This is a genomic window from Marinomonas sp. TI.3.20 (genome assembly GCF_038155025.1).
Taxonomy (GTDB): Bacteria; Pseudomonadota; Gammaproteobacteria; order Pseudomonadales; family Marinomonadaceae; genus Marinomonas; species Marinomonas flavescens.
Genome location: NZ_JBAKAS010000016.1, coordinates 85642 through 111387 on the forward strand (window position 1 = coordinate 85642; position 25746 = coordinate 111387).

Genomic DNA, 25746 nt, shown 5'->3' on the forward strand with positions numbered 1-25746 from the left:
ATATAAAAAAACCGGACATAGTCCGGTTTTTTTATATTTTTATTCAACTCAATTAAGAGCAAATAAATTAGCGAGAACGGTAAACGATACGGCCTTTAGTTAGGTCGTAAGGTGTTAGTTCTACTTTTACTTTATCGCCAGTCAAAATACGAATATAGTTTTTACGCATTTTTCCAGAAATATGTGCAATTACTACGTGTCCGTTTTCTAATTCGACACGGAACATGGTGTTAGGCAACGTATCAATGATAGTGCCCTCCATTTCTAAGCTCTCTTCTTTTGCCACAATATGTGTCCTATGGTGTTAACTTTAAATTAGTAGACGCCGACCATGCCTATTTGACGGTCTGCAGACAAGGAGAGGAGTGGTCTCTACTTCGGCCGATTAATCGCTAAAAAACTATATTTCGCTGTTTAGCGACGTCTGAATTTGATCGAGGCATATTTTGCCTAAAAACACGACGTAAGGCAAACCCAGAAGGGAAATGCGTTGTGCTTATTTTAAGCAATTCGTCTTTTTTACTCAAATGTCGCTAAATTAAGCAGTGCCAGATTCTTATTTGGCTCGATAATGAGTTTATTGAGCGACTTTACAAATGTGTCTCTTGGCATAAGTTGAGCGCCAAGTGATAACAAGTGTTCGGACTCTACTTGACAATCAATTAGCTCAATATGACATTGGGCCGCTATTTTACTAAAACCACGTAATGCCATTTTTGAAGCATTAGGGTGAAGTGAAAACATGGATTCGCCAAAAAACACTTTTCCCAATGCCACGCCATAGAATCCACCAACTAAACGACTATCTACTCTAGCCTCTATTGAGTGGGCATAACCCAGCTGATGTAATGTTTGATACGCCTGTTTTATATCGTTGGATATCCAGGTTCCTTCATCAGATCTCAGGTTGGCGCAATGCTCAATGACGGTGTGGAAATCTTGATTGATAGTAAATGACCAGTTTTCTTTTTTTTGAGCTTTTTTAAGCGATCGAGATTCATGAAAATGTGACGGTACTAGCACGCATCTTTCTCTTGGGTGCCACCATAAAATAGGATCGGGGTCGCTATACCAAGGAAAAAAACCTTTGCTATACAAATGAATAAGGCGTTCCGAAGAAAGGTCGCCGCCAACAGCCGAAAGTCCTTCAGGGTCGTCCAATGCTTTACTTGGGGTGGGTGTTTCGTAAATGGACTCAGTTAATAAAATGAGCTCGTTTTCGTTGTTTGCATGATCTTGCATAAGATACTTGAGCCTTGAAAGTGGGAAACACACTATTATAGAACGATTTACATAGTGAATTAAAATGGCAATAAAACGGCTTTAAAAACCATTATCCTCACAAAGATGTCAGTTCTTTCTGTGAAGTGTTTATTATCTGTGTAAAAGCAAGTCTGAATTATTTTGGATAGGGCTTTTTATGATAAGCTATGCGCACTTGTCGCTCATGATTGGGCGTGTATTAATCTCTGGTTTAGTATTCATAGGATGGACGTGTTTTGGCAGAAGAAGTGAGTGAGTCTGGACGATCACCAATATGGGATATGTTTGCCAAACAGGCTGCGTTTATTACTGCATTGCTGTTTTTGTTTTTCTTCGCATTGGCAACCTACACTTACAGTCCTGATGATCCCGGTTGGTTTTATTCTGGGCGGGATGGCTCTATTCATAACTCCATGGGGCCAATCGGTGCGGTTATCGCTGATTTATTCTCTGGTTTTTTTGGTTCCTTATTTTACTCTTTGCCGCCTTTGTTTTTTTGGGTCGCTATTATTTTATGGCGCAATCCGCATAAACTGCTTCCTCTCAACAATACTTTGTTGTGTACCGTTGGCGGTATTTTATACTTTTCATTCGGTTCGACCCTTTGCTACTTGCACACGGTTGGCTCGGCCTCATTGCAATATGGTGCTGGTGGCATACTAGGTCGTGGACTTGGAAATCTACTTTATCGTTTTATTGGTTACGATGGCGCTACTCTTGTTGGTCTTGCGTTAGTTATTTTGGCGTTTACTCTTTTGTCTCAAGTGCACTGGTTAAACTTGATTGATAAGTTAGGCGAAAAAACATTTAACCTTGTTATGCGCATGAGAGACAAATGGCAATCTAAAAAAGAGCGTAAGCGTGAGCGGTTAACATCAGAGATAGACACCGCCATGGAGATACCTGAGGAACAGGAAGAGCCTGCTATAGTTCGTAAACGTAGGAAAAATCGTCAAGATCCTATTGCTGATGTGAAACATGACAAAGAAGAAGTAACTGACAAGGTGAAGGCATCTAAAAAGCCATTTGCTTTATTTGGTCTGCTCTCAAAGAGTAATAAAGCGAACGCGGCTGAAGAAGATAGCGCGATTGAGACTACTCATGCCGATCCGGTTTTCTCAGGTCTTGATGATATTTCAGTTGAAGACATAGAAATGTCTTTCGGCGATACGCTTTATATTGAAGAGGAAGCGCCAAGCCACGAGCAACCCAAAGCAGCACCTAGCGTTCCTCGTACTGAACAAAAAACGAATACTTTTACGGATGAGCCGTTAGCGGAAGTGCCTGTCGTTACCGCTGAGGCAGAGCGGCCTGTCGCTAGACCAGAGCCTATTGCGGCGATCCCAAGTCATAAGCCAGCATTTCGCACGTTATCAGAAGCCAAGCAACTAGATTCATTAGGTGGGCCAAACTCAAGTTCAGAAGAAAGCTCACGATCTGAACCGACTTACTTGCTTCCAGATCGCTCGGTATTAACAAAACCTAAGCCAAAGCAGGGTGGTTATACCGAAGAAGAGTTGCTCGCTTTATCTGAATTATTAGAACGACGACTACAAGATTTTGGTGTAAAAGCCGAAGTGGTTGAAGTGAATCCCGGGCCCGTTATTACGCGCTTTGAAATTCAGCCCGCGCCGGGAGTAAAAGTATCGAGAATCACTAACTTGGCGAAAGATTTGGCTCGTTCATTAAGTGTTATGAGTGTTCGAGTGGTTGAGGTTATTGCTGGTAAGTCGACGATAGGCATCGAAATTCCTAATCAGGTACGAGATACCGTGTATTTCTCTGAAGTGATTAACTGTGAAATGTACGATAAAGCCACGTCGCCATTGACGTTATCGCTCGGTCATGATATTTCCGGTGAGCCTGTCGTCGTGGATTTAGCGAAGATGCCACACGTACTTGTAGCGGGTACCACAGGGTCGGGTAAATCAGTTGGTGTTAATGCCATGATTTTGAGCATGCTGCTTAAATCCACACCGGATGAAGTGCGCATGATCATGGTCGATCCTAAAATGCTTGAGCTTTCGATTTATGAAGGCATACCGCATTTGTTGACCCCCGTTATTACCGATATGAAAGACGCGGCTAATGGCTTGCGCTGGTCGGTTGATGAAATGGAGCGGCGTTATAAATTAATGTCTAAATTAGGCGTGCGTAATATCGCCGGCTATAACAAAAAAGTACGCGATGCTATTAACGCAGGAAAGCCAATAGAAGACCCGTTGTGGCAACCTGAAATGGCGATGTTCTCTGAAGATGGTGTCGCTCGTACTGTGCCACATTTAGAACCTTTACCTTACATCGTGATCATCGTAGATGAATTTGCTGACATGATTATGATTGTTGGTAAAAAAGTGGAAGAGTTAATCGCTCGTATTGCGCAAAAAGCTCGAGCGGCAGGAATTCATTTGATTTTGGCCACACAAAGGCCTTCTGTCGATGTTATTACTGGGCTTATTAAGGCGAATATACCGACTCGAATGGCGTTCCAAGTTTCTTCAAAAATAGACTCAAGAACCATTTTGGATCAAGGCGGTGCCGATCAGTTATTGGGTATGGGTGACATGCTCTATTTACCGGCAGGTTTACCAACGCCGATTCGTGTGCACGGTGCGTTCGTTTCCGATGAGGAAGTGCATGCTGTGGTAGAAGAATGGAAGTTGAGAGGGGAGCCTGACTACATTAACGATGTAGTGACGAATCCAGAAGACTTAATGACCAACGATAATGCTGAAGATAAAGATGTGTTATACGATGACGCGGTTCGAATTGTAATAGAAACGCGTAAAGCCTCAATATCCTCTATTCAGCGTCGACTAAAAATAGGCTATAACCGAGCTGCAAACTTGGTTGAAGCGATGGAAGCAGCTGGCTTAGTGGGACCTATGGGGACCAATGGCCAGCGAGACGTATTGATCCCTGAATAATACATGATTGGAACGCGGTTCTAGGAGAATGACTTTGATATATAAAATGATGTTGGTGTTGCTAGTATTGGTAGCAGGTGTTGCCAATGCGGCAGACAATGCTACGAACAGTTCAGCCGATCAATTAACCCACTTGTTAGATCAGAATCGTAATGTCAAAGGCGATTTTCGCCAAGTGACGTATGATGAAAAAGGCAAACAAGTACAAGTGAGTAGTGGTGTGTTTTTGCTGGCTAAACCCAACCAATTTGTTTGGGACAGTATATCGCCATATGCTCAACGCATTATTTCAGATGGTAAATTCATCTTGGTGTGGGATGTTGATTTACAGCAAGCCACAAAAAAACCTATTAATAACTCATCCAGCGATTCTCCAGCGGCGCTACTTGGCCAGCCAGCGGCGAGTGTATTACCGCATTATATTGTTACTAAATTAGGTGAAGAGAAATTCCGTCTTGAGCCAAAAAATAAAGAAGAAATGTTTAAAACGCTTACTTTGTCGTTTAAAGATAATAAAATTAATGCCATGAGTATTCTTGATGGTCTTGGTCAAACGACTGTGATTGAATTTACAAAAGTGAAAACGCACGGCGGTGTTGCTAAAGAGAATTTTTCTCTTAAAGTGCCGGCTGATGTGGATGTCATAGTAGATGGTCAGTAATGGACGACTTGTTCGCTGATCAGCAAGTAGGAGGCTATCAACCGCTTGCAGCGAGGATGCGTCCAGTTAATTTAGACGAATACAGCGGTCAATCTCATTTAGTGGGAGAGGGGCGTCCGCTTCGCCGTATGGTCGAAACTGGGCATTGTCACTCCTTTATTTTGTGGGGGCCGCCAGGTGTTGGCAAAACGACCTTCGCTCAGTTGCTTTCTCATGCATTAGACGCCCAATTTATTGAAATGTCAGCGGTAATGTCTGGAGTAAAAGAGATTCGTGCAGCGGTCGAACAGGCCCAGCAGTTACGCATGATGAAGGGCGGGCAAACGGTTCTTTTTGTAGACGAAGTACACCGTTTTAATAAATCTCAGCAAGATGCCTTTTTGCCTTACATTGAAGATGGCACCTTTTTGTTTATTGGTGCCACGACTGAGAACCCAGCATTTGAGCTTAATTCAGCATTATTGTCTCGGGCGCGAGTATATCGTTTAAAAACACCGACGCCAGATGATATTAAGCAGGTCTTGCAGCGTGCTTTATCGGATGCGAGTAAGGGGCTTGCAGACACTGGGTTGACGCTCAGTGATAATGATCTTTCCATTTTGTCTCAAGCAGCGGATGGTGATATTCGTCGTGGATTGAATTTTTTAGAAATTTTATCCGATTTGGTTGAGCCCGGTGCCACGGTAACGCATGATCATTTAGAAGATGTGCTGGGCGGTAGTGTGCGTCGCTATGATCGCGGCGGTGACATTTTTTATGATCAAATTTCAGCATTTCATAAGTCTGTTCGTGGTTCATCGCCTGATGGTGCCTTGTATTGGATGGCGCGAATGCTTGATGGTGGTTGTGACCCCTTATATATTGCGCGTCGCTTACTAGCCATTGCATCAGAAGATATTGGTAATGCAGACCCAAGAGCGCTACAGGTTGGTCTTAATGCCTGGGATGTTTTTGAGCGAGTTGGGCCAGGAGAAGGAAATAGGGCCATAGCCCAAGCCGCTGTTTATATGGCTTGTGCGCCAAAAAGCAATGCTGTGTATATGGCTTTTAATCAAGCCATGGCAGATGTGGCCTCTCAACCAAGTTATGAGGTACCTGTTCATCTACGTAATGCTCCAACGTCTTTAGCTAAAAGCATGGGGCATGGTGATGAGTACCGATACGCACACAATGAAGAAAATGCTTACGCGGCAGGTGAAAACTATCTCCCTGAATTGATTTCTAGTGTTCGGTATTATCGCCCTACAGAGCGTGGCCTAGAAAAGAAAATTGGAGACAAGCTGTCATGGTTGTCTGAATTGGATGCTCAGAGTTTAATAAAACGTTATTTAGATACATAATAAGAGGGTTTATGATGTTCTACTTTATGATTGCCTTGGGTGGTGCCACGGGTGCTTTAGGGCGCTACGGTGCAACACGATGGATAAATAACCATTGGCATCATCACTTTCCGCTAGCAACCATGTTAATTAATATTCTTGGTTGTTTTCTGATGGGTGTGGCTTTTGTTGTCGTGAGTGAAAAAATGCCGAACTGGGAGCAGCATTACAGACCCTTTATTCAGGTCGGTTTATTAGGTGCTTTTACGACATTTTCTACTTTTTCGTTAGAAATCGTTTCACTTATTAATATGCAGGCTTGGCTAAGTGCCGCAGGCTATCTATTATTAAGCTGTACGTTAGGTATTGTTGGTGTTGCTGCAGGAATTGCCTTAGCTCGTTATTTTTAGGCTTTTCACAACACGTTTTATTTGTGTTTTTTATATTGATTACTTTTAGAGGAATTTGTTGCACCGATGTTAGATATTAAAGCGCTACGCGCTGACCCAGAAGCCATTGCGGCACAGCTTAAGAAAAAAGGGTACGAACTAGATGTTGCTCGTTTTTCTTCCCTAGAAGAGCGCCGTAAAGCCATTCAAGTGGAAACGGAGCAATTGCAGCAATCGCGAAATGCGGTTTCTAAAGAAATTGGTCAAGCGATGAAGTCTGGCGACAAAGACAAGGCGGCTGAGTTGAAAGCTCAAACATCGACACTAGGTGACGATCTTGAAGCGGCAAAGTCGCAGCTGGCTCAGGTCCAAGAAGAGTTTGAAAGCTTATTAGAAGGGATTCCGAATATTCCTCATCCTTCTGTGCCAGATGGCAAAACAGAAGATGATAATATTGAAATTCGTCGCTGGGGTGAGCCAAAAGAATTCGATTTTGAGCCGAAAGACCATGTTGATCTTGGTGAAAATCTTGAACTGTTAGATTTTGAAGCAGCGGTTAAAATCACCGGGTCTCGCTTTGCGGTTATGCATCGTGATTTAGCTCGTCTTCACCGCGCTCTAACTCAGTTTATGATCAATACTCATGTCGATGAGCATGGTTATTCTGAGGTATATGTTCCCTATTTAGTGAATGCGACGTCTTTGAAAGGAACGGGTCAATTACCGAAGTTCGAAGAAGACTTATTCAAAGTACCTGTTGATAAAGAAAGTGGTAATAATGATCTTTATCTTATACCAACAGCAGAAGTCCCTGTTACAAACTTAGTGCGTAATGAAATTCTAAATGACGCAGAGTTACACAAAAAGTTTGTGGCTCATACGCCTTGTTTTCGTAGTGAAGCAGGAAGTTATGGCCGTGATACTCGCGGCATGATTCGTCAGCATCAATTCGAAAAAGTAGAGTTGGTACACGTCTGCCGCCCGGATCGTTCTGAAGCGATACTTGAAGAGCTTGTTGGTCATGCAGAAACGATTCTACAAAAACTAAAGCTTCCTTACCGTACTGTTATTTTGTGTGGTGGAGACTTAGGTTTCTCAGCACATAAAACGTATGACATTGAAGTTTGGTTGCCGGGGCAAGGAAAATACCGTGAAATTTCTTCTTGTTCTAATATGTGTGATTTTCAAGCGCGTCGTATGCAGGCTCGCTGGCGTAATCCAGAAACAGGTCGTCCTGAGTTAGCACATACTTTAAATGGATCAGGTTTAGCTGTAGGTCGTACGCTTGTCGCTGTTTTGGAAAATTACCAAAATGCAGATGGTAGTGTGCGTGTTCCTGATGTTTTGTTGCCTTACATGGGCGGCAAGCGAGTATTGGAAAAAGCATAAGCTTTCTTTATTTTAAAAAAGCCTCAGAAGAGGCTTTTTTTTGTAAAACTAGAGATATTCTATGACAGGTAAAGTGTATTTAGTTGGCGCTGGTCCAGGTGATCCAGAGTTATTAACGATCAAAGCGCATCGTTTGATTACAACTGCAGATGTGGTGCTTTATGACCGTTTAGTGGGTGCTGATATTATTGCTTTGATTCCTACTACGGCTGAAAAAATGTATGTTGGTAAAGCTAAATCCATGCACAGCTTGCCGCAGAATGAGATTAATGGATTATTAGCGCAAAAAGCCAAAGAGGGCAAAATGGTCGTTCGTCTTAAAGGCGGAGACCCTTTTATTTTCGGGCGTGGCGGTGAAGAGCTTGAAGAGCTTGTGCAAGAAAGTGTTCCTTTTGAAGTTGTACCAGGTATAACAGCGGCCGCTGGTTGCGCTGCGTATGCAGGGATTCCTCTTACGCATCGAGACTACGCACAATCCGTTCGCTTTCTTACCGGTCATCTTAAAGATGGCACTACAGATTTACCGTGGGATGAATTGGTTCACCCAGCTCAAACCCTAGTGATTTACATGGGGCTGACGGGATTAGAAGAAATAAGCCAGTCTCTTATACGTTTTGGTATGAAGCCGTCGATGCCAGTTGCAGTGGTGGAAAAAGGAACTACGCTAGAGCAGAGGGTATTTACTTCTACAATTAGTGACATTTTGGCAGTGATTAAACAGAATGATGTGAAATCGCCAGCATTACTTATTATTGGTGATGTTGTTACCTTGCAAAATAAGCTGGAATGGCACGGTAAGTACTAACGATAATAGTGCTAATAGATATAAGAAAAGGCGCTTCAATAGCGCCTTTTTTTTGTGGTTTTTTTATGTGTCTCTGATAAATAGCTGGCTGTAATGTTACCTAGCTTGGCTTATATGCAATTGGCTGGTTTAGGGAGTCCTGCAATTTTTGCCGCTAATTTTGGTGGGCTACCGGGAAACAGCTTCATTAGATAGATGCTCCGTCCTTTTTCTGCTCCTAGTTCTTTGGAGACCGCTTTAACAAGAGGGCGCATAGCTGGGGAAACTTCGAATTTTTGGTAGAAGTCTCTAAGTAAAAAAATAATCTCCCAATGCATTTCTGTCAAAATTAGAGATTCTTGTGCCGCTAGTGTGTTTGCAAGTTCTGGTGTCCAGTCTGCTAGATTGAGAAGGTAGCCTTCTTCATCTACACCAATGTGATCCATACTATTACTCATTGTTTACCAGCTTATGTTTGTGTCTGAGGTTAGTGTCATATGAACCCACTCATCATCGCTTAGCGCTGTTCCTAATGTTGGGTTGACGCCATAAGCCAAAGTGTCACTTTTTAAATAAAAGAGTGAAATGTCTTTTTGTTCTATCAGCGCTTTGAGGGTGTCATGCTGAGTTTGGCAGCGCAGAATAGCTTCTTCGATTAAGCACAAAGTGTCGCCTATTTTAAGGCTGTTAATCCAAGTTTGTTCAATGTCGTTTGGATAAGCTAACTGATTTAATTGGTGTAGTTGCATCATTAAAACCGAAAAACATGTTGGTATTGAGAAAAGAGGGCGTACCAGTCTTTTTGATCGAGCGCCTTAGTGCCCGGCCAAATGTCGACCTCTTTCGTTAATTCGTTGTCTCTTTCTATATAGATATTATCAATGTCATAGAATTCTAATCCATCAAGTAATTTATATAAGTGCTTACCATCTTCTTTTGTCGTTTGTTGATGGTTATACAAAAGCGATAAAGCGGCGCCTGAAAAACAGAGGTCAACGGGTTGCTCAAACGTGGCCAGAACCAAGGCTAGGTCTAAGCCTTCTTTACAGGCAAGGCTAGAGTAAGGAGAGCTGCTTAGGTGAATTAACGTGTTGGTCATGGAGGATTACCTAAACTGTATTATTTTAGTTGTTGAGTTCATTAGCTCGACAAATGTTCCTAACCCTTCTAACTGAAAGCCTTCAGATAAGCTGTGTTGAGGCAATTCATAGCGCTGGCTTTCTGTTTCGTTAATAATGCCACGGCGTACTGACGCAGCAATACACAGGTACAGTGGAATCTTGTGCTCATTGGTTAATTCAACCCAAGCTTTTCTGACATCAAACTCGTCTCTTGGTGGCTGAGTGAGTGCATTGCCAATAAGGACCGCATCTTCATAAAAGAACACGCCTTCAAGAGTGTTTTCTTTGTTGAGTAGGGCGGCTTTAAGAAATTTTAAAGCGCTATGGCAGGCTTTTGTTTGGTAGGGTGAGCCAGTGACTAAAAGAGCGTAGTGCATTGGATTCTGTGCCTTGTTGCAATTAAGCAATAAGTTTACCAATAAAAAAGGCCGCATGCAGCGGCCTTTTTTGTTTAGTGATTCTTAATGTTTATTAATCGTCGTTTGCCATGCCCAAAAGAGACAGAACACTCAAGAACATGTTGTATAGAGACACGTAGAGGTTCACGGTTGCGATGATGTAATTTGTTTCGCCGCCGTTAATAATTTGACTCGTTTGTAGCAGAATAATGGCTGCTGAAAACAGAGCAAAACCAGCAGAGATAAAAATCTGCAACGCGGGCATTTGTACGAAGATGCCTGCAATTACTGCAAACAACAACACAAAGAAACCGACAGTAATAAAGCCATTTAAAAAGCTAAAATCTTTTTTAGATATTAAAGCGTAAGCAGAAAGACCTAAGAACGATAAGCCGGTGATGCCTAATGCACTCATTATCATGCTAGCGCCATTTGCCATGCTTAGATAAGCATTTAGAATGGGCCCTAGAGTGATTCCCATGAAGCCAGTTAGGGCAAAAACACAAAGAATACCGACTGAGCTGTTTTTAAATTTATAAGTTAAGTAAAGTAAGCCATAAAAGCCAACCAATGTAATTATGATACCTGGGTGAGGCAGGTTAAAAGCCAAACTCATGCTCGCAGTAAAAGCACTGAACAATAATGTTAGTGATAGCAACGCATAAGTGTTGCGGAGCGTTTTGTTGGCCGATTTTGACGTATGTGTCGCAAAGGCTTCGGTATAACGCATGAGAGTTACTCCTTGAAAGTTTATGTCTATCTTATGACTTAATATGAGGGCGTTAGTTCAAAAACTCAAGGTGTGTTTTGAATAGTTACAAGTTGATACAAAAACACCGAGTTTAGCTCGGTGTTTTTGATGAGTTGCCTTGCTTTTGGCATTGTCGGCTTGTCATGAAACGGTAGCCGCCTTATAAGCTCCTGGATTCTGTTTGGTTTTATGTTTTGCTATTTGTCTTGTTAACTTATCTATCATCGCGTCTATCGCATGAAATAGCCTGTTTTCAGAGGAGGCGGCGGCAAAAAGCTCTTTGCCCGGAAGGTGGACAGTGACTTCTGCTTTTTGGTTTTTATTGTCCTGCAATAGGATTATATTAACAGTGGTGATTTTGTCGGTTAGCTTGGACACTTTATGAAACTTTTCATTGATGTGGTCTTTAATCGCTTGCGTAACATCAATGTGGTGTCCGGTAATATTGATTGTATGCATACAACTTTTCTCCTCAGTAAAGTTGGCTTTAGATGGGGCTTTTTATTTCCCACCATTCGAGCATAGGAGCCACTTTCGCATGTGTCAATGAGGGTTTATGTAACTGTTATGTTGTCGTCACAACTATTTGTTAAGTGAAAAATTGTTATTTTCAGGTTATTGCTTTTGCGGGTTATCGTGCTTATGGCGCAAGCTTTTGTTAGACTGAAGCGCTAAAAGTGTAAAGCGAGGATTATGTTGAACAACGATTTTTTATTGCCTATTTCTTTTTCTATGGCAGCCCAAATTGGCCTAGAAGAGACGGTACTTTTAACCTTTTTAAAGCAGCAGTCTTATGTGATGAATTCTGCTGTTTTAAAAATGGATATTGCTCAACTCAGCGCGCAACTTCCTTTCTGGACTGTGCCTATGGTGATGCGATTATTGGCCAATTTACAAATTAGCCAATTATTAAGTTTTCAGCGTCATGATCAGTCTTTGGAAATACAGGTTGTGCCTATGTCGGGGAGCGTACAGGCAGAAGCGCAGCCGATGCCTCAAGCAGAATCAGAGGATTCTCTGATGGGTAAGATGAACCGTTTGCAACAAGAAGTGCGAGAAAAAACGACGCAGACAACAAGGGCAGCACCTGCTCAAACGTCGCAACATTCGCATTTTACTCCAAAGCAATCGCAGTCGACCCCGCCGAAGGCAAATTATGCTCCTAGGCAAGCGGCTCGCCAAAATGTTCAGCCTTCGCAACCGCCTGTGGTTAATGACCGTCGAGGCATAACGGATTTTGATTTATATTTAGAGCAAAAAGAACTTGCTCGACAGCCGGGACAATGGCAACCCGAAGAAACCACACTAGAGCAAATTGCTCAAGCGGGTATTACGAGAGAATTTGCATTATCGCTGCAAGCTGAGTTTCTGTTACGAATAAAAGAGCAGCGAAAAAATGTAAGAACGTGGAACAGTGAATTTTTCAAATACGTAAAACGTCAGTGGCAATACAAACAATCGGATCGGTCTTCATATGAAGGAACCTCAGGCAGTTCAAAATTTAATAAAACCTCTCGCGAGCAAGTTAGCGACGCTCTCACAAACATCCACGACACAGACTGGTAATACCCAGCAGGATACTCAGCGCGAAGAGGCACAGCAGCAAACTCGGGTACTAGTGAATATGCTATTCGCCCGGTTTAAGGCGATTTATACTCATAAGTTTGCTTCCGCATACAGTAATCCAGATGAGGTGAAACTGGCTAAGCGTGAATGGGCTGTTGTACTTAAAGGCTATCAAGAGCCTTTATTGGCGTATGCAGTAGAGCGAACCAAAGAAGTTTACGCATGGCCGCCGACTATTTCCGAGTTCTTGAAACTGATTAATACCGCCTATAAAGCCTATGGTTTACTTGATCCTCGTAGTGCGTATTTAGAAGCGTGTGCTTGTCGCTCTGATCCCTTGTCATACCGCTGGTCTCATCCTGCTATTTACTTTGCTGGAACTCAAACAGGCTGGTACAAGCTTAAGTCAGAAGAAGAGCGTGTAACATGGCCGCTTTTTGAAGAAAATTACGTAAAAGTAGTCGATCGTGTGATTTCTGGAGAACGTCTTGTTATTCCCAGAGTTATTATGATCGAGAATAAGGCGTCGGTTGGTGTAGATGATCTGATTAGTCGTATAGCTAAGCAGCTCAAATTATCAGAAGAAGAGATTGCTCCAATACTGTATTACACTCAAAAAACCCAAGGTACAGGGATTCGCCAACGCTATCGCTTAATAGCAGAAGAAAAGCTGAAGTTAATGGGATATAACGGAACACTTCCAGAATAATTCTTGTTGATTTAGTCATCTTTGCTATGAGTCAAAATAAAACACACTCAATGCTATGAGCTTAGTGCCATTCTAGTTAACATAGAGAGAGTAGTAAGTTAACTGTTTGATAAGGTGGTTTCTTTGTTGAAAATCCTGATTGTCGATGATCACGATATGGTGAGTCAGGGAATTAGCCGTGTTTTACAGGATGTAAAAGGTGTAGAGGTTGTTGGTATTGTTCACAATGGTGAAGATGCGATTATACAAACGCGAATACTGCTTCCTGACATTGTTCTGATGGATGTTCATATGCCTGGTATTGGAGGCTTAGGGGCAACAAAAGAAATCAAACGCCTAATGCCTAGAGTGAAAATTATTGCGTTATCCGCACTGGATGACAGCTTGTATCCCATTAAGTTGTTAGAGGCCGGTGCTTCAGGTTATTTGACGAAAGGGACGAATACATCGGAGTTGCTAGATGCATTGGATGCTGTCCACAAGGGTGACCGCTATGTTTCACAATGCATCGCACAAAAAATGGCATTAACAAAATACACTATCGACAGCAAAGGTTCCCCGCTTGAAGCGTTATCAGACCGTGAATTGCAAGTTGCTCAAATGATTGTAGATTGTAAAAAATCAACGGAAATAGCCATACATCTAAATGTAAGCCCTAAAACAGTCAGTACCTATCGAACTCGCATTTTTTCTAAATTGAGTATTGAGAGTGATGTGGAGCTGATTCGGTTAGCGGTACGTTATAGCGTCCTTGGAATGGGATCGTAATGAGGTTTGTTTGACTCACTTAGAATTTGATCCAAAGCATTTTGTTAGCCACTTAACGACTCGACCCGGCGTCTACCGTATGTATGGCAAGGGCGATTTGTTGTATGTGGGGAAAGCTAAAAACTTAAAGAATCGAGTATCGAGTTATTTTCGAGCCGCAGGTCTGACGACTAAGACAATGGCGCTAGTAAGTCGAATCGACGCAATAGAAATCACCGTAACAAAGAGTGAAACTGAAGCTCTGTTGCTCGAACAGACGCTGATTAAACAGCATCGCCCACCTTATAATATTCTGCTTCGTGACGACAAGTCCTACCCCTATATTTTGTTATCTGACCATCACCATCCTGCATTGTTATTTCGACGAGGCAATAAAGTAAGTTCAGGGAAACTGTATGGGCCTTTTCCTAGTGGCAGCGCCGTACGCGAAAGCCTAAGTACCATGCAAAAGGTTTTCAAGGTTCGCCAGTGTGAAGATGGCACCTATTCAAATCGTTCCAGACCTTGCCTTCAGTATCAAATAAAACGTTGTTCAGGGCCGTGTGTCGGCTTGATTGGAGATGCCCAATACGATGACGATGTTCGTCATGCTAGGATGTTTTTACAAGGTAAAAGCCAAGAGTTAACGAGCGAAATTTCAGATAAAATGAAAGCCGCCGCCTTAGACATGGAATTTGAGCGTGCGGCAGAATTGCGCGACCAAATGATTCAGCTTAAGCACATCCAAGAGCAGCAGGATGTTTACGGACAAACGGGAGATGCTGACGTTATTGCCGCCATCATTCAGCCCGGTGGTTTGTGTGTTCATGTCATGATGGTTCGCCACGGAAAAGTAGTTGGTAGTAAAAGTTATTACCCTAAAATGCCGATCGAAATATCCGAAGGTGAATTGTTGTCATCGTTTATTGCTCAGTTTTATTTAGGGGGCATCCAAGAACTTCCTAAAGTATTAATTACCAGCCATGAATTAGACGATGGTGAAGCATTAGTAGAAGGTGTGTTTGAAACGACACAAAAACGCATCGAAGTGTTGCATAATGTACGAGGCCAACGAGCTCGTTGGCTAGACTTAGCAAAACTTAATGCTGAACAAGGGTTGCAAGCGCGCTTATCTGACAAACGAAATCATTTTAGTCGTGTCACCGCGCTACAAAAAGTATTAGGCTTTAAAGAGCCGCCTAGTCATATGGAATGTTTCGACATAAGCCACTCAAGTGGTGAAGCAACCGTAGCGTCCTGTGTTGTTTTTGGACCAGATGGGCCGGATAAAAAACGCTATCGTTCTTTTAACATCGAAGGTGTGGAGCCGGGCGATGATTATGGAGCGATGAAGCAAGCTTTAATGCGCCGATATAAGCGGGTTAAAAGTGGCGAACTAGACGCGCCAGACGTATTACTGATAGACGGTGGTAAAGGGCAACTAACACAAGCAGAAGCCGTCTTAAAGGAACTTGGTCTGGTGGATATATTCTTACTCGGTGTCGCAAAAGGCGACACTCGAAAACCAGGTTTAGAAACCTTGTACATAGGCTCTAAAGAAGACGAAGTGGTGTTGCCGCCAGACTCTGCTGCACTTCACTTGATTCAGCATATTCGCGATGAGGCTCATCGATTTGCAATAACAAGCCACCGTCGTCGCCGAGATAAGAAAAGACGGCATTCTGTATTAGAAGATATTCCGGGTATTGGACCAAGTCGACGTAAAGAATTATTGTCTACTTTCGGCGGTTACCAAGAACTATTAGCGGCGAGCCAAACAGACATTAGCAAGGTAAAAGGAATCGGTGTGAAAAAAGCCGAAGAGATTTATCTGTATCTCCATAAGAACTGATTTTCTTGTACATTTTATAGGCTTTAAATAGGAAAACGATGAACATACCAAATATATTAACCTCCCTGCGGATTTTTATGATCCCGATTTTGGTGGCTATTTATTATTTACCATGGGAAGGGCGCTACTATACCTGTGCGGCCGTGTTTGCTCTGGCAGCTTGGACAGACTGGCTTGATGGCTATTTAGCGAGAAAGCTAAACCAGACAACACCGTTTGGGGCTTTCTTTGATCCGGTAGCGGATAAACTGATGGTATCGGTTGCCTTGGTTATGCTGGTGGCAAGTTATGCTGATCCACTGATGACATTAGCCAGCGCTGTTATTGTTGGTCGAGAAATTGTTATTTCAGCATTGCGCGAATGGATGGCCGAAATGGGTAAGCGTGCTAGCGTCGCTGTTTCTTATATTGGCAAACTAAAAACAGCCATGCAGATGCTCGCTATTTTTATTCTGCTAGGCAGTCCGCCAGGAACCATGTGGTCTTTTTTTGGCGAGTCAGTACTCGTTGTCGCCGCGTTGCTCACTCTTTGGTCTATGTATATTTATTTGAAAGCAGCATGGCCAGAGTTAGTTCCAAAACATTCGGACAAAAAATAATCAAATATAAAAAAAGTGCCTAAGTTAGCTATTTATTTGAATTTTTCCCTTGACGTGAAAGTTCAAATACATAGAATAGGCCACGTCTTTTGAGACGCGGGAATAGCTCAGTGGTAGAGCACAACCTTGCCAAGGTTGGGGTCGCGAGTTCGAGCCTCGTTTCCCGCTCCAGCTTAAAAGACATCTGATATATTGAAGGCCGGATGGCAGAGTGGTCATGCAGCGGACTGCAACTCCGTTAACGCCGGTTCGATTCCGACTCCGGCCTCCATATCAGAAAATGCCCGGGTGGTGAAATTGGTAGACACACAAGACTTAAAATCTTGCGCTGAATAAGCGTACCGGTTCGATTCCGGTCCCGGGCACCATTTATGGTGCCTTTTTTTTCGCCTAAATTTTGTTATCCCTCTCAATTCTAAATCCCTATCTCTTCTCTCTTTTTTAATTCTTCTTGTGTTTCCTTGTTACTCTTTAAAGCATCCTACTGATTATTTACTACCTTAAGATTCATACCAACCTAAGTCGTAAATGACTCAGAGAGCGCATACAAGCAATTTTATTGAATTGGCAGCCTCTTATATCTTCGAATACGTCCAGCTCCCCGTGGAGCGCGTCTAGCAGCGAACCAAACTACATCCTCCTTATGCTTTTAAAAAAGGACTGGCTAGGGTGTGGGTGTGCCATTCAAGACTGGCAACCGCAAATAAGTAGAAGCGGCTGCCATCGCCTTGTGAAGAGCCGAGCTACGCCGTGATTGGCTCCCAAGTATCGGCAGATTGGAAGCACACCAGCTTTGGGCGTAAGATACAAAAAGTGATAGAGCTAAGAGAAAGCGGGCATCCGCTTATTATCCTAACGGAACAAGTGTGGGCTAGGTTTATTTAGTCTATTGTTGATAGTTAATACGTGATGCTTTGACTAGTCGATTGAAATATAATTAAAAGGTTGGATTAATATGGATCTTAAGGTCAATCAGGCTTGTGTTTTTTATAATTATGCACTTGGCTTTGATATCTCAGAGATTGATCTTCTTAAAACCGGTGAGGCAATTATTTCTTCCGGATTGGCTTTGTCTGTGTTTTTCTCTGATTATAAATATATTTACTTTAATGAAAATAAAAAAATAGATATAGGGTTATTAGAGATTAAAAGAAATTCACAAAATAGAGAGTGGGATATTGTTTTTGAAAAAAATACCCCTGATGATATTGTAGGTGATCTTTCAAATTCTTTAAGCTTGGCATTTCATGAGGAGAATATTCAAAGTCAAAACTTAAATTATTTAAGATGTAATTTACCTCCATTGATTTTAGACGACGAAGATTATAATTATCCTTTAAATTCATCTGTAAAAATATATAGTAATGGATTAGCTATATTAAGCTTTCAATTAGATGCTACTTGGGATGGTTTGGAAGAACCTGATTTCTTGTCCGGAGTGGTGAATCTTATAAGCCGCAACTTTTCATTTATATGGCTAGATTCTAGGCTTCAAACTATAGATGCTGAAATAGTAATGAAAAATGCATTTGAGGATATGTTTTCTATAGCAGGGGTCGGTTTTAAGAGTAAATCTGTTAAAAGGCTAATTAAAAAAATGAAGTTAGACTCTTCTAAAGTGATTGAAGATTCGCTTAATGGAGGAGGGCAGGAATTTAATGTCGGGGGGAGGAGCTGGTTATTATATAAAATTTTTGGTACGGAAACCCAGGAGTCGGCACAGTCAAATTTAGAAATGTGTCGTTCAATTTATTGCTCAGTTATTTCTAGCATTGTTATTCAGGCTAATAAAAAAAATCAACATAACCCTATTGATTTTATTTGGCAGGGTAGGCCATCAGTATCTTTATTACGTTTTGATGACCAGCCAAGCACTAAAGGTTGTTTATATGATGATTTTTCAAATTCACTTTCGAGAATTCTCATTAGATTTTATAAATTAGATAATATTCCAGAGTTACCACCAGACTTGAGGATGAGTGACGAGTCATGCCTACATGCCAATAGATCTGTAATTTTAAGAACTTGCTTAAGACGCGATGGTGAAGGGGACAATATATGGCATGATAGGCAGGCTATTTCAAATATTTATGAGAATCAGGCTAGGTCTGAACAACTTGAATACTACAATATGTTGATATATAGAGCATGTGATTGGGTGCATACTCCTTTGAATGATAAGAATCTACTGCATGCATATAAAACATTGTCAAAATTCGATCGCTCTGTTCATATTAGTAGTTATTCGGGGGAAATTGTTAGTACTATTATTTATTTTATAAAATCTTCAGGTTCTTATGATTTGATAGATTCAAGTAAAGAATCAGCAAAGTTTTATTTGGACGAAATAAAATATAAAGCAGATATAAGAAAAGGTAAAAATGACCAAATGCTAACTTTTATATTTGGTTTGATTGGTGCTACTGGATTGTCTGATTTTTTGGTGAGGCCATTTGTAAAAGAGATGTTTCCATTTCTGAAAGCGCTATTTGTTCCACTCGTTTCTTTTTCTGTAGTAGGGATTATTATATTTTTAGTTTACTTAATAATTAGGTTAGTTAAAAAAATATAATTCATCGAAGATTTTTATTTTTAATAAATATCTAAATATTAATAATGTTTAGATTTACTTCATAAAAAACCGCTCTTAGGCGGTTTTTTTGAGTCTGTAATTTGGTTCAGTGTTTGGTGATAATACTTTGGGCGAGTGCTTATGACATGGCTTCGCTGGTGACCCATGCCAGTTAGTGCGTTTTCTGACTACACAACACGTTGCCTAGTGTTAGGAGGGGACGCTTGTACATGCTGTGCCTCTTTTGAATCAAGTCCGCAGGTCGCTTTTCTCAAGTCTTTTGATTGGGGTCGTGTTGTTCTTTGTCTATCCTGTATTTATGTAAGTTTTGGTGCACAGGGTTTCCATAATTCACTGTCTTCATAGTACAATTATTTAAATAGCTGAATTAATGATCAGATTTTATTCTTTGATCAAAATTTAAAAGAAGCATGATTTAGTAGAGTAAATTTATAGTGAAGACTGTTCCGTTACGCTGGTTGATTGTTACTCCGTTTGTTGTGCTTGCCCTGATTTCTGGGGTGACCATGTACATACTGTCCTCTGTCACGATCGCCAATATTGCGAACAAGGTGGGTGTGCAATACATCAAAGAGGTGGAGGGTCGTATTTACGATCGTGTGCAAGACTTTGTTGCGCCTTTGACCAACATAATGGAATTGAACATCAATGCTTTTTCCAACCGACCAGAACTGCTTGATAATTTAACCTCTGTCGCAGGACGGTTTTATGAGCAGGCAATCCCTTATTCACAAATGACGTTTATCTCTGTCGCCACAACCGATGGACGTTATGTTAGCTCTTCACAAAATCCTATCAAAAAAGGGCTGCATAATATCGCTGCCAATTTTGTCCATAAACCACTAACGATGGAAGGGTTTAAGTACGATCCACGAATCATTATTGGCGACAAAATCAAATCTGATCCGACCTTTGCTTACGACCCTAGAGTGCGGCCATTTTATAAACTTGCGGTTAAAAACAAGCAAGTAACTTGGGGACATATTGAGCCTTATTACGGTTTTCCTGCACTGGGTATTGATTTGTCGGCGCCAATATATGACAAAGAGGGCAAGTTGCTTGGCGTCACAGCAACCAGTGTTGCTTTGATTGAGTTGGATAAATATCTGGCGTCTTTAGATTTAGTAAAAGGGGCTTACATCTTTTTGGCGGAAGAAAATGGTGATTTAATCGCCACTTCGGAAAAGGGAAAGCTGTACCAAACTAAAGATGGTGTTACCACGCGCTCAAACCTTAATAGTCACTCTAATCAAGCCTTTCGACTTGCTAGCCAGCACCTAGAAACCGGCATGAAAACGCTGGATGTTGAAGGGCAAAAGTACCTATATTATCTGCGTCCTATTGCGCTTAAATATGGCAAAAAATGGCAAGTAGGCGTGCTTATCCCCAGCTCTTATCATGAGAGTGTTTTGGCCAGTTATACCCAAAGTACGGTGTTTATTACATTAATGCTTTTCCTCTGCATTGGCGGTGTTGGTTCTTTGATTGCTTGGTACATAGGTAAGCCGATTCAGCGTCTTAATCAGGTTGCCAATGAAAAAGATCTAAAGGCTGTCCAAATGCTGCCAAACCCTTTAAGTGGGGTCAGTGAAATTAACTCCCTTAGTCGAGGGTTGAGTTCGATGGCCGATAATCTTGCCGACATAATGCAGAATCTGGAGGAAAAAGTAGCGGAGAGAACATCTTATCTACAAGGGGAAAATGAGCATTTACTCGAGAACTCTTTAACCGATGAATTAACCTCTTTATATAATAGGCGTGGGTTTAACCAAGTATTCGAGCAAGCCTTGGCTCGCGCCCAGCAACAAGAGCAACAGTTGACCTTTGTGTTATGTGATATTGATCATTTCAAGCGTATTAATGATAAATTCGGGCATACGGTTGGTGACTTGGCGTTGGTTTCTGTAGCGATGAACCTTAAAAAGCATGTGCGGTCTTCGCTTGATATCGTTGCGCGCTACGGCGGTGAAGAATTTACCCTAGTCTTTCTTAATGCTGATATTGTTCAAGTAATGGCAAGGCTGAACAGCATTAGGCAAAGCTTTGTAGATCATCCTGTGGTTAATGATCAACATATCACTATGAGTTTCGGCGTCGTTCATGTGGATGAAGGTGGCGATATTTCTGCAGAAGAATTAGTAGAGCAAGCCGATAAGAAGTTGTATCAAGCTAAAAATACGGGTAGAGATAAAATCATTATCTGATTTTTATGGTGTTATGTTCTTCAAGGGAAACCTATGGAACAAGAAATACACAGCTGGACTGATTCAAAGCAAAAATAGGCGATTTTAGTCTTGTATTGCTTTAAGAGAGTGGTGTTTTTACCGTTGTGTCTTTGTTGGTATTTTGGGTTCTATTTTTCTTGGCAGGGTCGGTACAAGTCTATACTATGTTTGGAAGGTTAAGGAAGTAGTAGAAAATCTGTTCCAAGTGGTTGATTTTATTGACTGATTTTAAAGAAATAATGTTTTTTGATGGTGCTTTTATCTATTACTAAACTCCCTTCTTTTTTACATTGTCTATTACTTTATCTTTGTTAATTTAGCTAAATGATTGTCATTTTAAATTTCACGTATTTGTGACGGTTTTTTGCTCAATCCTAACGTGCTTTCCCTGTATAAATAAAACCTTCAGAAAAGTGTTTACATAACGTCTAGTCTTAAGGGGTTATGCTGGGAGAAGGGGTTATATTAATGGTCTATCAAGTTAAACGCAGTGATTTAAAAGGTATTTATAACTGGGATGTCGAGCATTCGAATGCAGAAAATACTGAAATTGATAAAAATAATGGATTTGAAGTCTTGGCATTTATTCAATCTTTTTATAATGAAAGAGGGTGGATAACGGACTCTAATATTCGTGCTGTCGAAGCTTATCTTAAATTGTCGTTTCTTCAGGATGTTCGCTCTTCTCAAAAATTAACCAATTATTTGCGAAGTGAGTTTTCTTAAATATTCGACGTATTTTGTGTGAATACTTAACCCTGCTGATTTTGTGTCGTTTGTGGGTGTTTTAATTTTTTAGTTTATATGCTTTTAGTGAGTAGTTTTCAGAGCGACGATTAGGCTCTGAGAGAAAAGTGAGTCTAAAAGTATCGTGTAATTTTATCTGTAATGAATATTTGAAAGGGACAGTCTATGTCAGCAACTGAAGAAAAAGTAAAAGGGCGTTTAACGACTCGTACTGTTGCAATGCCTAGTGACACAAATCCCGCAGGTGATATTTTTGGTGGTTGGGTTGTTTCTCAAATGGATATCGCGGCCGGTATTTGTGCAGGCCAAAGAGCTCAGTCGAGAGTGGTGACCGTCGCCCTTGATGGGATGAGTTTTATTCGGCCTGTGAAGGTGGGTGATATTTTAGGTATTTATACTCATGTTGAATCTCATGGTCGTACGTCTATGAATATTCGTGTTGAAGCGTGGGTAAGACGAGGACGCATTGGTAAACGTGAAAAAGTGACAGAAGGAACATTTAAGTTTGTTGCTATTGATGAAGAGGGTCTTCCAATGCCAATTCCTAATGAAGCAGATTTACCTGATTATGTATTAGAGCATTTGTCTGAAGAGCATCTCTAAGAGCATCTCTAAGAGCATCTCTAAGAGCAATGTGAGGCAGCCGATTGTCTTACTGTTAGTTGTGGTTGCTATTTAAATGTCATCTCTTGTTAGATTCAGTAACTGACCTTAGGCAATGGGTTAGTTACTGGTTCTTCTGTAAAAATTTATCCTATTATTCCCCGAAAGCGTTTTAATTTTCGTTTGACGACTCGTCACTCATCGCGTTAATCAGCTCAGCTAGCTTTTTAATACCGGGTTCGATTCGATCGGTTGATATGGAAGAGAATCCTAAGCGAATAAAATTACGAGGTGCGTTGTCGTCATAATAGAAATGTATGTGCCCTGGTTCGATAATAATACCTTCCGCCATCGCGCGTTGTTTTAATTCGGAAGTATCTAATCCTTCGGGACATTTCACCCAATAGCAAGAACCACCAAAAGTCGGTGCGTCATGGCTGCCAGGCAGGTACTTGTTGAGAGCTTGGTCCATTGCGAGCCAACGGGTTTGATAATTACGACTAATATTCATGACTAGCGCATCATAATAACCTCTCTCTAGAAACATGGCCGCAGCTCTTTGATTGTTGGATGCTGGGTGGCGAATCATTAAGCGTCGTAAGGCGCGAGCTTCTTTTATTAATTCTTTTGATGCAACGACATAACCCAGACGCAGACCTGGGGCCAATGTTTTCGATAAACTCCCGATATAAATGACACGGTCGCTCTTATCTAGGCTTTTTAGTGCTGGATTCGGTTTGCTACTAAAGTTGGTTTCGCTTTCGTAATCGTCTTCAATAATCAAAAAATCATCAAGATGCGCTCGGTTTAATAGCTCGTAACGTCGTTCTAGTGGCATTGTTACAGCGGTAGGGCACTGATGACTAGGTGTTGTATAAATGAGATCACAGTGACGGAGTTGTTCGCCAATGATTAGTCCGTCTTTATCGATGGGCAATGGCTCAATTTGGCATTCATGTAGTTTGGCGATATTCCTGATATCGACATACCCAGGGTCTTCTATGCCAAGGGTAGATCGTCTATCCAGTAGTAATTGCGCCAATATATAGAGAGACAACTGAGCGCCGACCGTAACGAGTATTTGGTCTGGTGAGGCCCAAATGCCACGACGAGGAAGTAAGCGAGTACGAATTTGTTCAATTAACCTAGGGTCGTCGTGGTCTAAGCTGTCTGAGGCCCAGCCACTAACCGCTGCATCACTGACTGCATCACGACAGCATTCTCGCCAGTTAACGGTCGGAAATATTTTCTCGTCAAATTGGCCATAAATAAAAGGATATTGATAGCTTTGCCAATCCGGAGCTTTATTAATATTGATTTGCTCGCTGGGGTGGATTTTGAATCGGCGCTGCCAATCTGGAAGGTTGCCCTCGGTAGTCTGTTGATTAGATTGGCTCGCAACTTGGCCATTTAGAATGTCAGGGTTAACGAAATATCCACGACGTTCACGAGCAACAAGGTAACCATCATCTAAAAGGTGTTCATAAGCCAAGACCACTGTGTTTCGAGCAATGTTCAGGTCTTTTGCTAGCTTTCTACTAGAGGGGAGAGGCGTGTCTAGCGGCATATTTCCATTCATAATTGCGCTTGCAATCTGCTCTCTTAATTGCTTTTGCAGGCTAATATTTTTATCTTGGATTAGGTGAAAAAGCTGGAGCATATACAAAATTCTCATGTTCAGAGCAAGCGCTTCGATGTTATGGATAGCCTGCGAAATATTGATGAAAAATGGGTACTCATACAAAACGAAAGAGGAGAGCAGCCCTCGAATACAATCATTAATTCAGTTGGTTTTTGAACGATATCATAGTTGATGGTTTAAGCTGAGAAAATAGAATTTATTTATTTTTGAATACGAAGTAGGTTGCTAGCATTCTGCTTATTTTTTGTTGTTAGCCTGCAAAGAAAGGGGCTTCTTTATTTTTAGTTATTATTTTGATAGATGGAGTATTAGTAAATTTGAATTGCTTATATTTCCAGAAATATTAGTTTATTTAACCAAGTGGTTATAAATATTCTCTTATCATATTGGTGGATTTATAATCAATATTTTACTCTTTAATCAATTAATTCCTTGTTAATCTCGCCGTTTTTCAATTTTCAGTTTTTACTCTTCGTTTTCTAGGTGATTTAGTCAAGGGGTTTTTGTGATTTAATATTTTCATAAGTTGTTGTTTTTATTGGATTTAATTTTGTTATGATGTTTTATTTTTATGCCAGTTTAGTTCTAGCACTATATCTAAGTGTATTTTTCTTGGTCTTATTCTATTTTTATTTTGGGCCTATAAGATAGGCGGATATTACGGTTTTATTCAATGGCTTTGCAAAGGTAATGCACTTGTTGCTCTAGAAACTTATAAGTGTCGTTATTGCATTATTGTAAAGCATGGAACTCAGAAATTGAGATAAATTCTATGGTGCCAGATTTGTTTTTCCTTTTGGTCCAGAAGGATGGAATATAAACTTTTTATTTGATCATGGGCACTGATTCATCTAAAAGTAGGTTCCAGAAAATGACTACGCTGCATACGGCATAGGCTAACTTAAGTGGCTTGTGCAAAATTGTGCTTTACTTAGAAAGTATCAATATTGTGCAAAAGGTATAAAAAATATATTTTTTGCTCGTTGATGTTTGGTTGTTTTGCCGAGGTTGTGTGTAGGTATGGGTTACATAATGACTAGGAATCACTGAGTAAGAGGAAAAGGATAAGCAAGTCTTCGTCATGTGATGTTATGAAAAATTATAATCTGATTAATAAAACGTCAGTTTAGAAATACTAAAATAGTAATTTTATAAAAATTAAAAACAATAAATATTATCGTCGTTACCAAAATTCCAAATGAGAGGCAGGATATGAAAATGATTAAATCTAAAGCTCCATCGTTAGTTATTGGTTGTGTATTGGCTTGTACTATGTCGATGACAGCAGTTGCAGAACAATTCAAAATAGCACTAGGTGGCAGTGAAGGTAGTGGCCAGTATGCTGTGGCAACTAAGTTTGTTCAGGAATTGGAAGCGCACACAGATGATACGGCGCGTTTGTTCTTGAACAGTCAATTAGGCTCTGAACAGAATACCGTTAATGACGCTGCAATCGGTGTA

24 protein-coding genes, 3 tRNA genes and 1 pseudogene are annotated in these 25746 nt (G+C 41.0%); 19 read left to right on the top strand and 9 right to left on the bottom strand.

The annotated features are described in order from the left end of the window. Nucleotides 1-67: 67 nt before the first annotated feature. Nucleotides 68-286, bottom strand: a complete 219-nt coding sequence (gene infA / locus V6259_RS15355; RefSeq protein WP_133012738.1) for a translation initiation factor IF-1 — start codon at nucleotides 284-286, stop codon at nucleotides 68-70. Nucleotides 287-519: 233 nt separating this feature from the next. Continuing rightward, nucleotides 520-1242, bottom strand: a complete 723-nt coding sequence (gene aat, locus V6259_RS15360) for a leucyl/phenylalanyl-tRNA--protein transferase (RefSeq protein ID WP_341585280.1) — start codon at nucleotides 1240-1242, stop codon at nucleotides 520-522. Between the two features lie 257 nt (nucleotides 1243-1499). Between aat and V6259_RS15365 the strand changes: the two genes are divergently transcribed. The 6 genes from V6259_RS15365 to cobA all read left to right on the top strand — a co-directional run bounded on the left by V6259_RS15365 (nucleotide 1500) and on the right by cobA (nucleotide 8753). Continuing rightward, entirely contained in the window at nucleotides 1500-4190 is a 2691-nt protein-coding gene (locus V6259_RS15365) for a DNA translocase FtsK (protein WP_341585282.1), read from the top strand. 34 nt (nucleotides 4191-4224) lie between these two features. Then, entirely contained in the window at nucleotides 4225-4851 is a 627-nt protein-coding gene (gene lolA / locus V6259_RS15370; protein WP_341585284.1) for an outer membrane lipoprotein chaperone LolA, read from the top strand. After that, nucleotides 4851-6191: a replication-associated recombination protein A gene (locus V6259_RS15375; protein WP_341585286.1), complete on the top strand. Its 1341-nt coding sequence runs from the start codon at nucleotides 4851-4853 to the stop codon at nucleotides 6189-6191. Before lolA ends, V6259_RS15375 begins: the two co-directional genes overlap by 1 nt. 11 nt (nucleotides 6192-6202) lie before the next feature. After that, complete coding sequence (crcB, locus tag V6259_RS15380) at nucleotides 6203-6580, top strand: fluoride efflux transporter CrcB (RefSeq protein ID WP_341585287.1); 378 nt, start codon at nucleotides 6203-6205, stop codon at nucleotides 6578-6580. 66 nt (nucleotides 6581-6646) lie between these two features. Beyond that, nucleotides 6647-7948: a serine--tRNA ligase gene (serS, locus tag V6259_RS15385; RefSeq protein WP_341585289.1), complete on the top strand. Its 1302-nt coding sequence runs from the start codon at nucleotides 6647-6649 to the stop codon at nucleotides 7946-7948. Between the two features lie 61 nt (nucleotides 7949-8009). Next, the gene (gene cobA / locus V6259_RS15390) at nucleotides 8010-8753 is read left to right on the top strand and encodes a uroporphyrinogen-III C-methyltransferase (RefSeq protein WP_133012734.1); all 744 of its coding nucleotides are present in this window, start codon (nucleotides 8010-8012) and stop codon (nucleotides 8751-8753) included. A gap of 110 nt (nucleotides 8754-8863) precedes the next feature. Here the strand turns inward: cobA and V6259_RS15395 are convergent, their stop codons facing one another. From V6259_RS15395 to hpf, 6 genes are all read right to left on the bottom strand, one after another. Then, nucleotides 8864-9190, bottom strand: a complete 327-nt coding sequence (locus tag V6259_RS15395) for a TusE/DsrC/DsvC family sulfur relay protein (protein ID WP_133012733.1) — start codon at nucleotides 9188-9190, stop codon at nucleotides 8864-8866. A 3-nt stretch (nucleotides 9191-9193) separates the two neighbouring features. Next, complete coding sequence (locus V6259_RS15400) at nucleotides 9194-9484, bottom strand: DsrH/TusB family sulfur metabolism protein (protein ID WP_240537130.1); 291 nt, start codon at nucleotides 9482-9484, stop codon at nucleotides 9194-9196. Next, the gene (locus V6259_RS15405; RefSeq protein WP_133012732.1) at nucleotides 9484-9831 is read right to left on the bottom strand and encodes a DsrE family protein; all 348 of its coding nucleotides are present in this window, start codon (nucleotides 9829-9831) and stop codon (nucleotides 9484-9486) included. The genes V6259_RS15400 and V6259_RS15405 overlap by 1 nt, the downstream gene beginning before the upstream one ends. Nucleotides 9832-9837: 6 nt before the next feature. Further along, nucleotides 9838-10287 (bottom strand): sulfurtransferase complex subunit TusD, encoded by a 450-nt coding sequence (gene tusD, locus V6259_RS15410; RefSeq protein ID WP_240537129.1) that lies wholly within the window; start codon nucleotides 10285-10287, stop codon nucleotides 9838-9840. Nucleotides 10288-10324: 37 nt separating this feature from the next. Continuing rightward, a complete protein-coding gene (locus V6259_RS15415; protein WP_133012731.1) occupies nucleotides 10325-10981 on the bottom strand; it encodes a Bax inhibitor-1/YccA family protein in 657 nt (218 codons plus the stop codon). Nucleotides 10982-11143: 162 nt separating this feature from the next. Beyond that, nucleotides 11144-11461 carry a ribosome hibernation-promoting factor, HPF/YfiA family gene (gene hpf, locus V6259_RS15420; protein ID WP_341585294.1) on the bottom strand — a complete coding sequence of 106 codons (318 nt, stop codon included), beginning with the start codon at nucleotides 11459-11461 and terminating at the stop codon, nucleotides 11144-11146. Nucleotides 11462-11695: 234 nt separating this feature from the next. Here hpf and V6259_RS15425 point away from each other — a divergent pair, with 234 nt between their 5' ends. The 12 genes from V6259_RS15425 to V6259_RS15480 all read left to right on the top strand — a co-directional run bounded on the left by V6259_RS15425 (nucleotide 11696) and on the right by V6259_RS15480 (nucleotide 22643). Then, nucleotides 11696-12568 (top strand): DnaT-like ssDNA-binding domain-containing protein, encoded by an 873-nt coding sequence (locus V6259_RS15425; protein WP_341585296.1) that lies wholly within the window; start codon nucleotides 11696-11698, stop codon nucleotides 12566-12568. Between the two features lie 58 nt (nucleotides 12569-12626). Further along, nucleotides 12627-13277, top strand: coding sequence for a hypothetical protein (locus V6259_RS15430; RefSeq protein WP_341585298.1), 651 nt, complete (start codon nucleotides 12627-12629; stop codon nucleotides 13275-13277). A gap of 123 nt (nucleotides 13278-13400) precedes the next feature. After that, nucleotides 13401-14045 (top strand): response regulator, encoded by a 645-nt coding sequence (locus V6259_RS15435; RefSeq protein WP_133012728.1) that lies wholly within the window; start codon nucleotides 13401-13403, stop codon nucleotides 14043-14045. 10 nt (nucleotides 14046-14055) lie between these two features. After that, nucleotides 14056-15876, top strand: a complete 1821-nt coding sequence (gene uvrC / locus V6259_RS15440) for an excinuclease ABC subunit UvrC (RefSeq protein WP_133012727.1) — start codon at nucleotides 14056-14058, stop codon at nucleotides 15874-15876. A gap of 38 nt (nucleotides 15877-15914) precedes the next feature. Continuing rightward, nucleotides 15915-16475, top strand: a complete 561-nt coding sequence (pgsA, locus tag V6259_RS15445; RefSeq protein ID WP_341585301.1) for a CDP-diacylglycerol--glycerol-3-phosphate 3-phosphatidyltransferase — start codon at nucleotides 15915-15917, stop codon at nucleotides 16473-16475. Between the two features lie 96 nt (nucleotides 16476-16571). After that, nucleotides 16572-16646, top strand: a tRNA-Gly gene (locus V6259_RS15450). Between the two features lie 26 nt (nucleotides 16647-16672). Beyond that, nucleotides 16673-16746: transfer RNA gene (locus tag V6259_RS15455), tRNA-Cys, on the top strand. Nucleotides 16747-16757: 11 nt separating this feature from the next. After that, nucleotides 16758-16843: transfer RNA gene (locus V6259_RS15460), tRNA-Leu, on the top strand. Between the two features lie 587 nt (nucleotides 16844-17430). After that, a complete protein-coding gene (locus tag V6259_RS15465) occupies nucleotides 17431-19047 on the top strand; it encodes a hypothetical protein (RefSeq protein WP_341585303.1) in 1617 nt (538 codons plus the stop codon). 455 nt (nucleotides 19048-19502) lie between these two features. Beyond that, nucleotides 19503-21272 (top strand): diguanylate cyclase, encoded by a 1770-nt coding sequence (locus V6259_RS15470; RefSeq protein WP_341585305.1) that lies wholly within the window; start codon nucleotides 19503-19505, stop codon nucleotides 21270-21272. Nucleotides 21273-21761: 489 nt separating this feature from the next. Further along, nucleotides 21762-22019 carry a hypothetical protein gene (locus V6259_RS15475; protein ID WP_341585307.1) on the top strand — a complete coding sequence of 86 codons (258 nt, stop codon included), beginning with the start codon at nucleotides 21762-21764 and terminating at the stop codon, nucleotides 22017-22019. A 186-nt stretch (nucleotides 22020-22205) separates the two neighbouring features. Further along, on the top strand, nucleotides 22206-22643 hold the full coding sequence (locus V6259_RS15480; protein WP_341585308.1) for an acyl-CoA thioesterase: 438 nt from the start codon (nucleotides 22206-22208) through the stop codon (nucleotides 22641-22643). Nucleotides 22644-22815: 172 nt separating this feature from the next. Here V6259_RS15480 and pdxR read toward each other — a convergent pair whose 3' ends face one another. Continuing rightward, entirely contained in the window at nucleotides 22816-24303 is a 1488-nt protein-coding gene (gene pdxR, locus V6259_RS15485; RefSeq protein ID WP_341585310.1) for a MocR-like pyridoxine biosynthesis transcription factor PdxR, read from the bottom strand. Between the two features lie 1200 nt (nucleotides 24304-25503). Here pdxR and V6259_RS15490 point away from each other — a divergent pair. After that, nucleotides 25504-25746, top strand: a pseudogene (locus tag V6259_RS15490) (hypothetical protein); the annotation flags it as partial.

Coding starts and splice junctions, on each gene's coding strand:
- aat (WP_341585280.1), bottom strand. CDS start 1,242: ATGCAAGATCATGCAAACAACGAAAACGAGCTCATTTTATTAACTGAG.
- V6259_RS15375 (WP_341585286.1), top strand. CDS start 4,851: ATGGACGACTTGTTCGCTGATCAGCAAGTAGGAGGCTATCAACCGCTT.
- crcB (WP_341585287.1), top strand. CDS start 6,203: ATGATGTTCTACTTTATGATTGCCTTGGGTGGTGCCACGGGTGCTTTA.
- serS (WP_341585289.1), top strand. CDS start 6,647: ATGTTAGATATTAAAGCGCTACGCGCTGACCCAGAAGCCATTGCGGCA.
- cobA (WP_133012734.1), top strand. CDS start 8,010: ATGACAGGTAAAGTGTATTTAGTTGGCGCTGGTCCAGGTGATCCAGAG.
- V6259_RS15395 (WP_133012733.1), bottom strand. CDS start 9,190: ATGAGTAATAGTATGGATCACATTGGTGTAGATGAAGAAGGCTACCTT.
- V6259_RS15400 (WP_240537130.1), bottom strand. CDS start 9,484: ATGATGCAACTACACCAATTAAATCAGTTAGCTTATCCAAACGACATT.
- V6259_RS15405 (WP_133012732.1), bottom strand. CDS start 9,831: ATGACCAACACGTTAATTCACCTAAGCAGCTCTCCTTACTCTAGCCTT.
- tusD (WP_240537129.1), bottom strand. CDS start 10,287: ATGCGGCCTTTTTTATTGGTAAACTTATTGCTTAATTGCAACAAGGCA.
- V6259_RS15415 (WP_133012731.1), bottom strand. CDS start 10,981: ATGCGTTATACCGAAGCCTTTGCGACACATACGTCAAAATCGGCCAAC.
- hpf (WP_341585294.1), bottom strand. CDS start 11,461: ATGCATACAATCAATATTACCGGACACCACATTGATGTTACGCAAGCG.
- V6259_RS15425 (WP_341585296.1), top strand. CDS start 11,696: ATGTTGAACAACGATTTTTTATTGCCTATTTCTTTTTCTATGGCAGCC.
- V6259_RS15430 (WP_341585298.1), top strand. CDS start 12,627: ATGCTATTCGCCCGGTTTAAGGCGATTTATACTCATAAGTTTGCTTCC.
- pgsA (WP_341585301.1), top strand. CDS start 15,915: ATGAACATACCAAATATATTAACCTCCCTGCGGATTTTTATGATCCCG.
- V6259_RS15465 (WP_341585303.1), top strand. CDS start 17,431: ATGGATCTTAAGGTCAATCAGGCTTGTGTTTTTTATAATTATGCACTT.
- V6259_RS15475 (WP_341585307.1), top strand. CDS start 21,762: ATGGTCTATCAAGTTAAACGCAGTGATTTAAAAGGTATTTATAACTGG.
- V6259_RS15480 (WP_341585308.1), top strand. CDS start 22,206: ATGTCAGCAACTGAAGAAAAAGTAAAAGGGCGTTTAACGACTCGTACT.
- pdxR (WP_341585310.1), bottom strand. CDS start 24,303: ATGCTCCAGCTTTTTCACCTAATCCAAGATAAAAATATTAGCCTGCAA.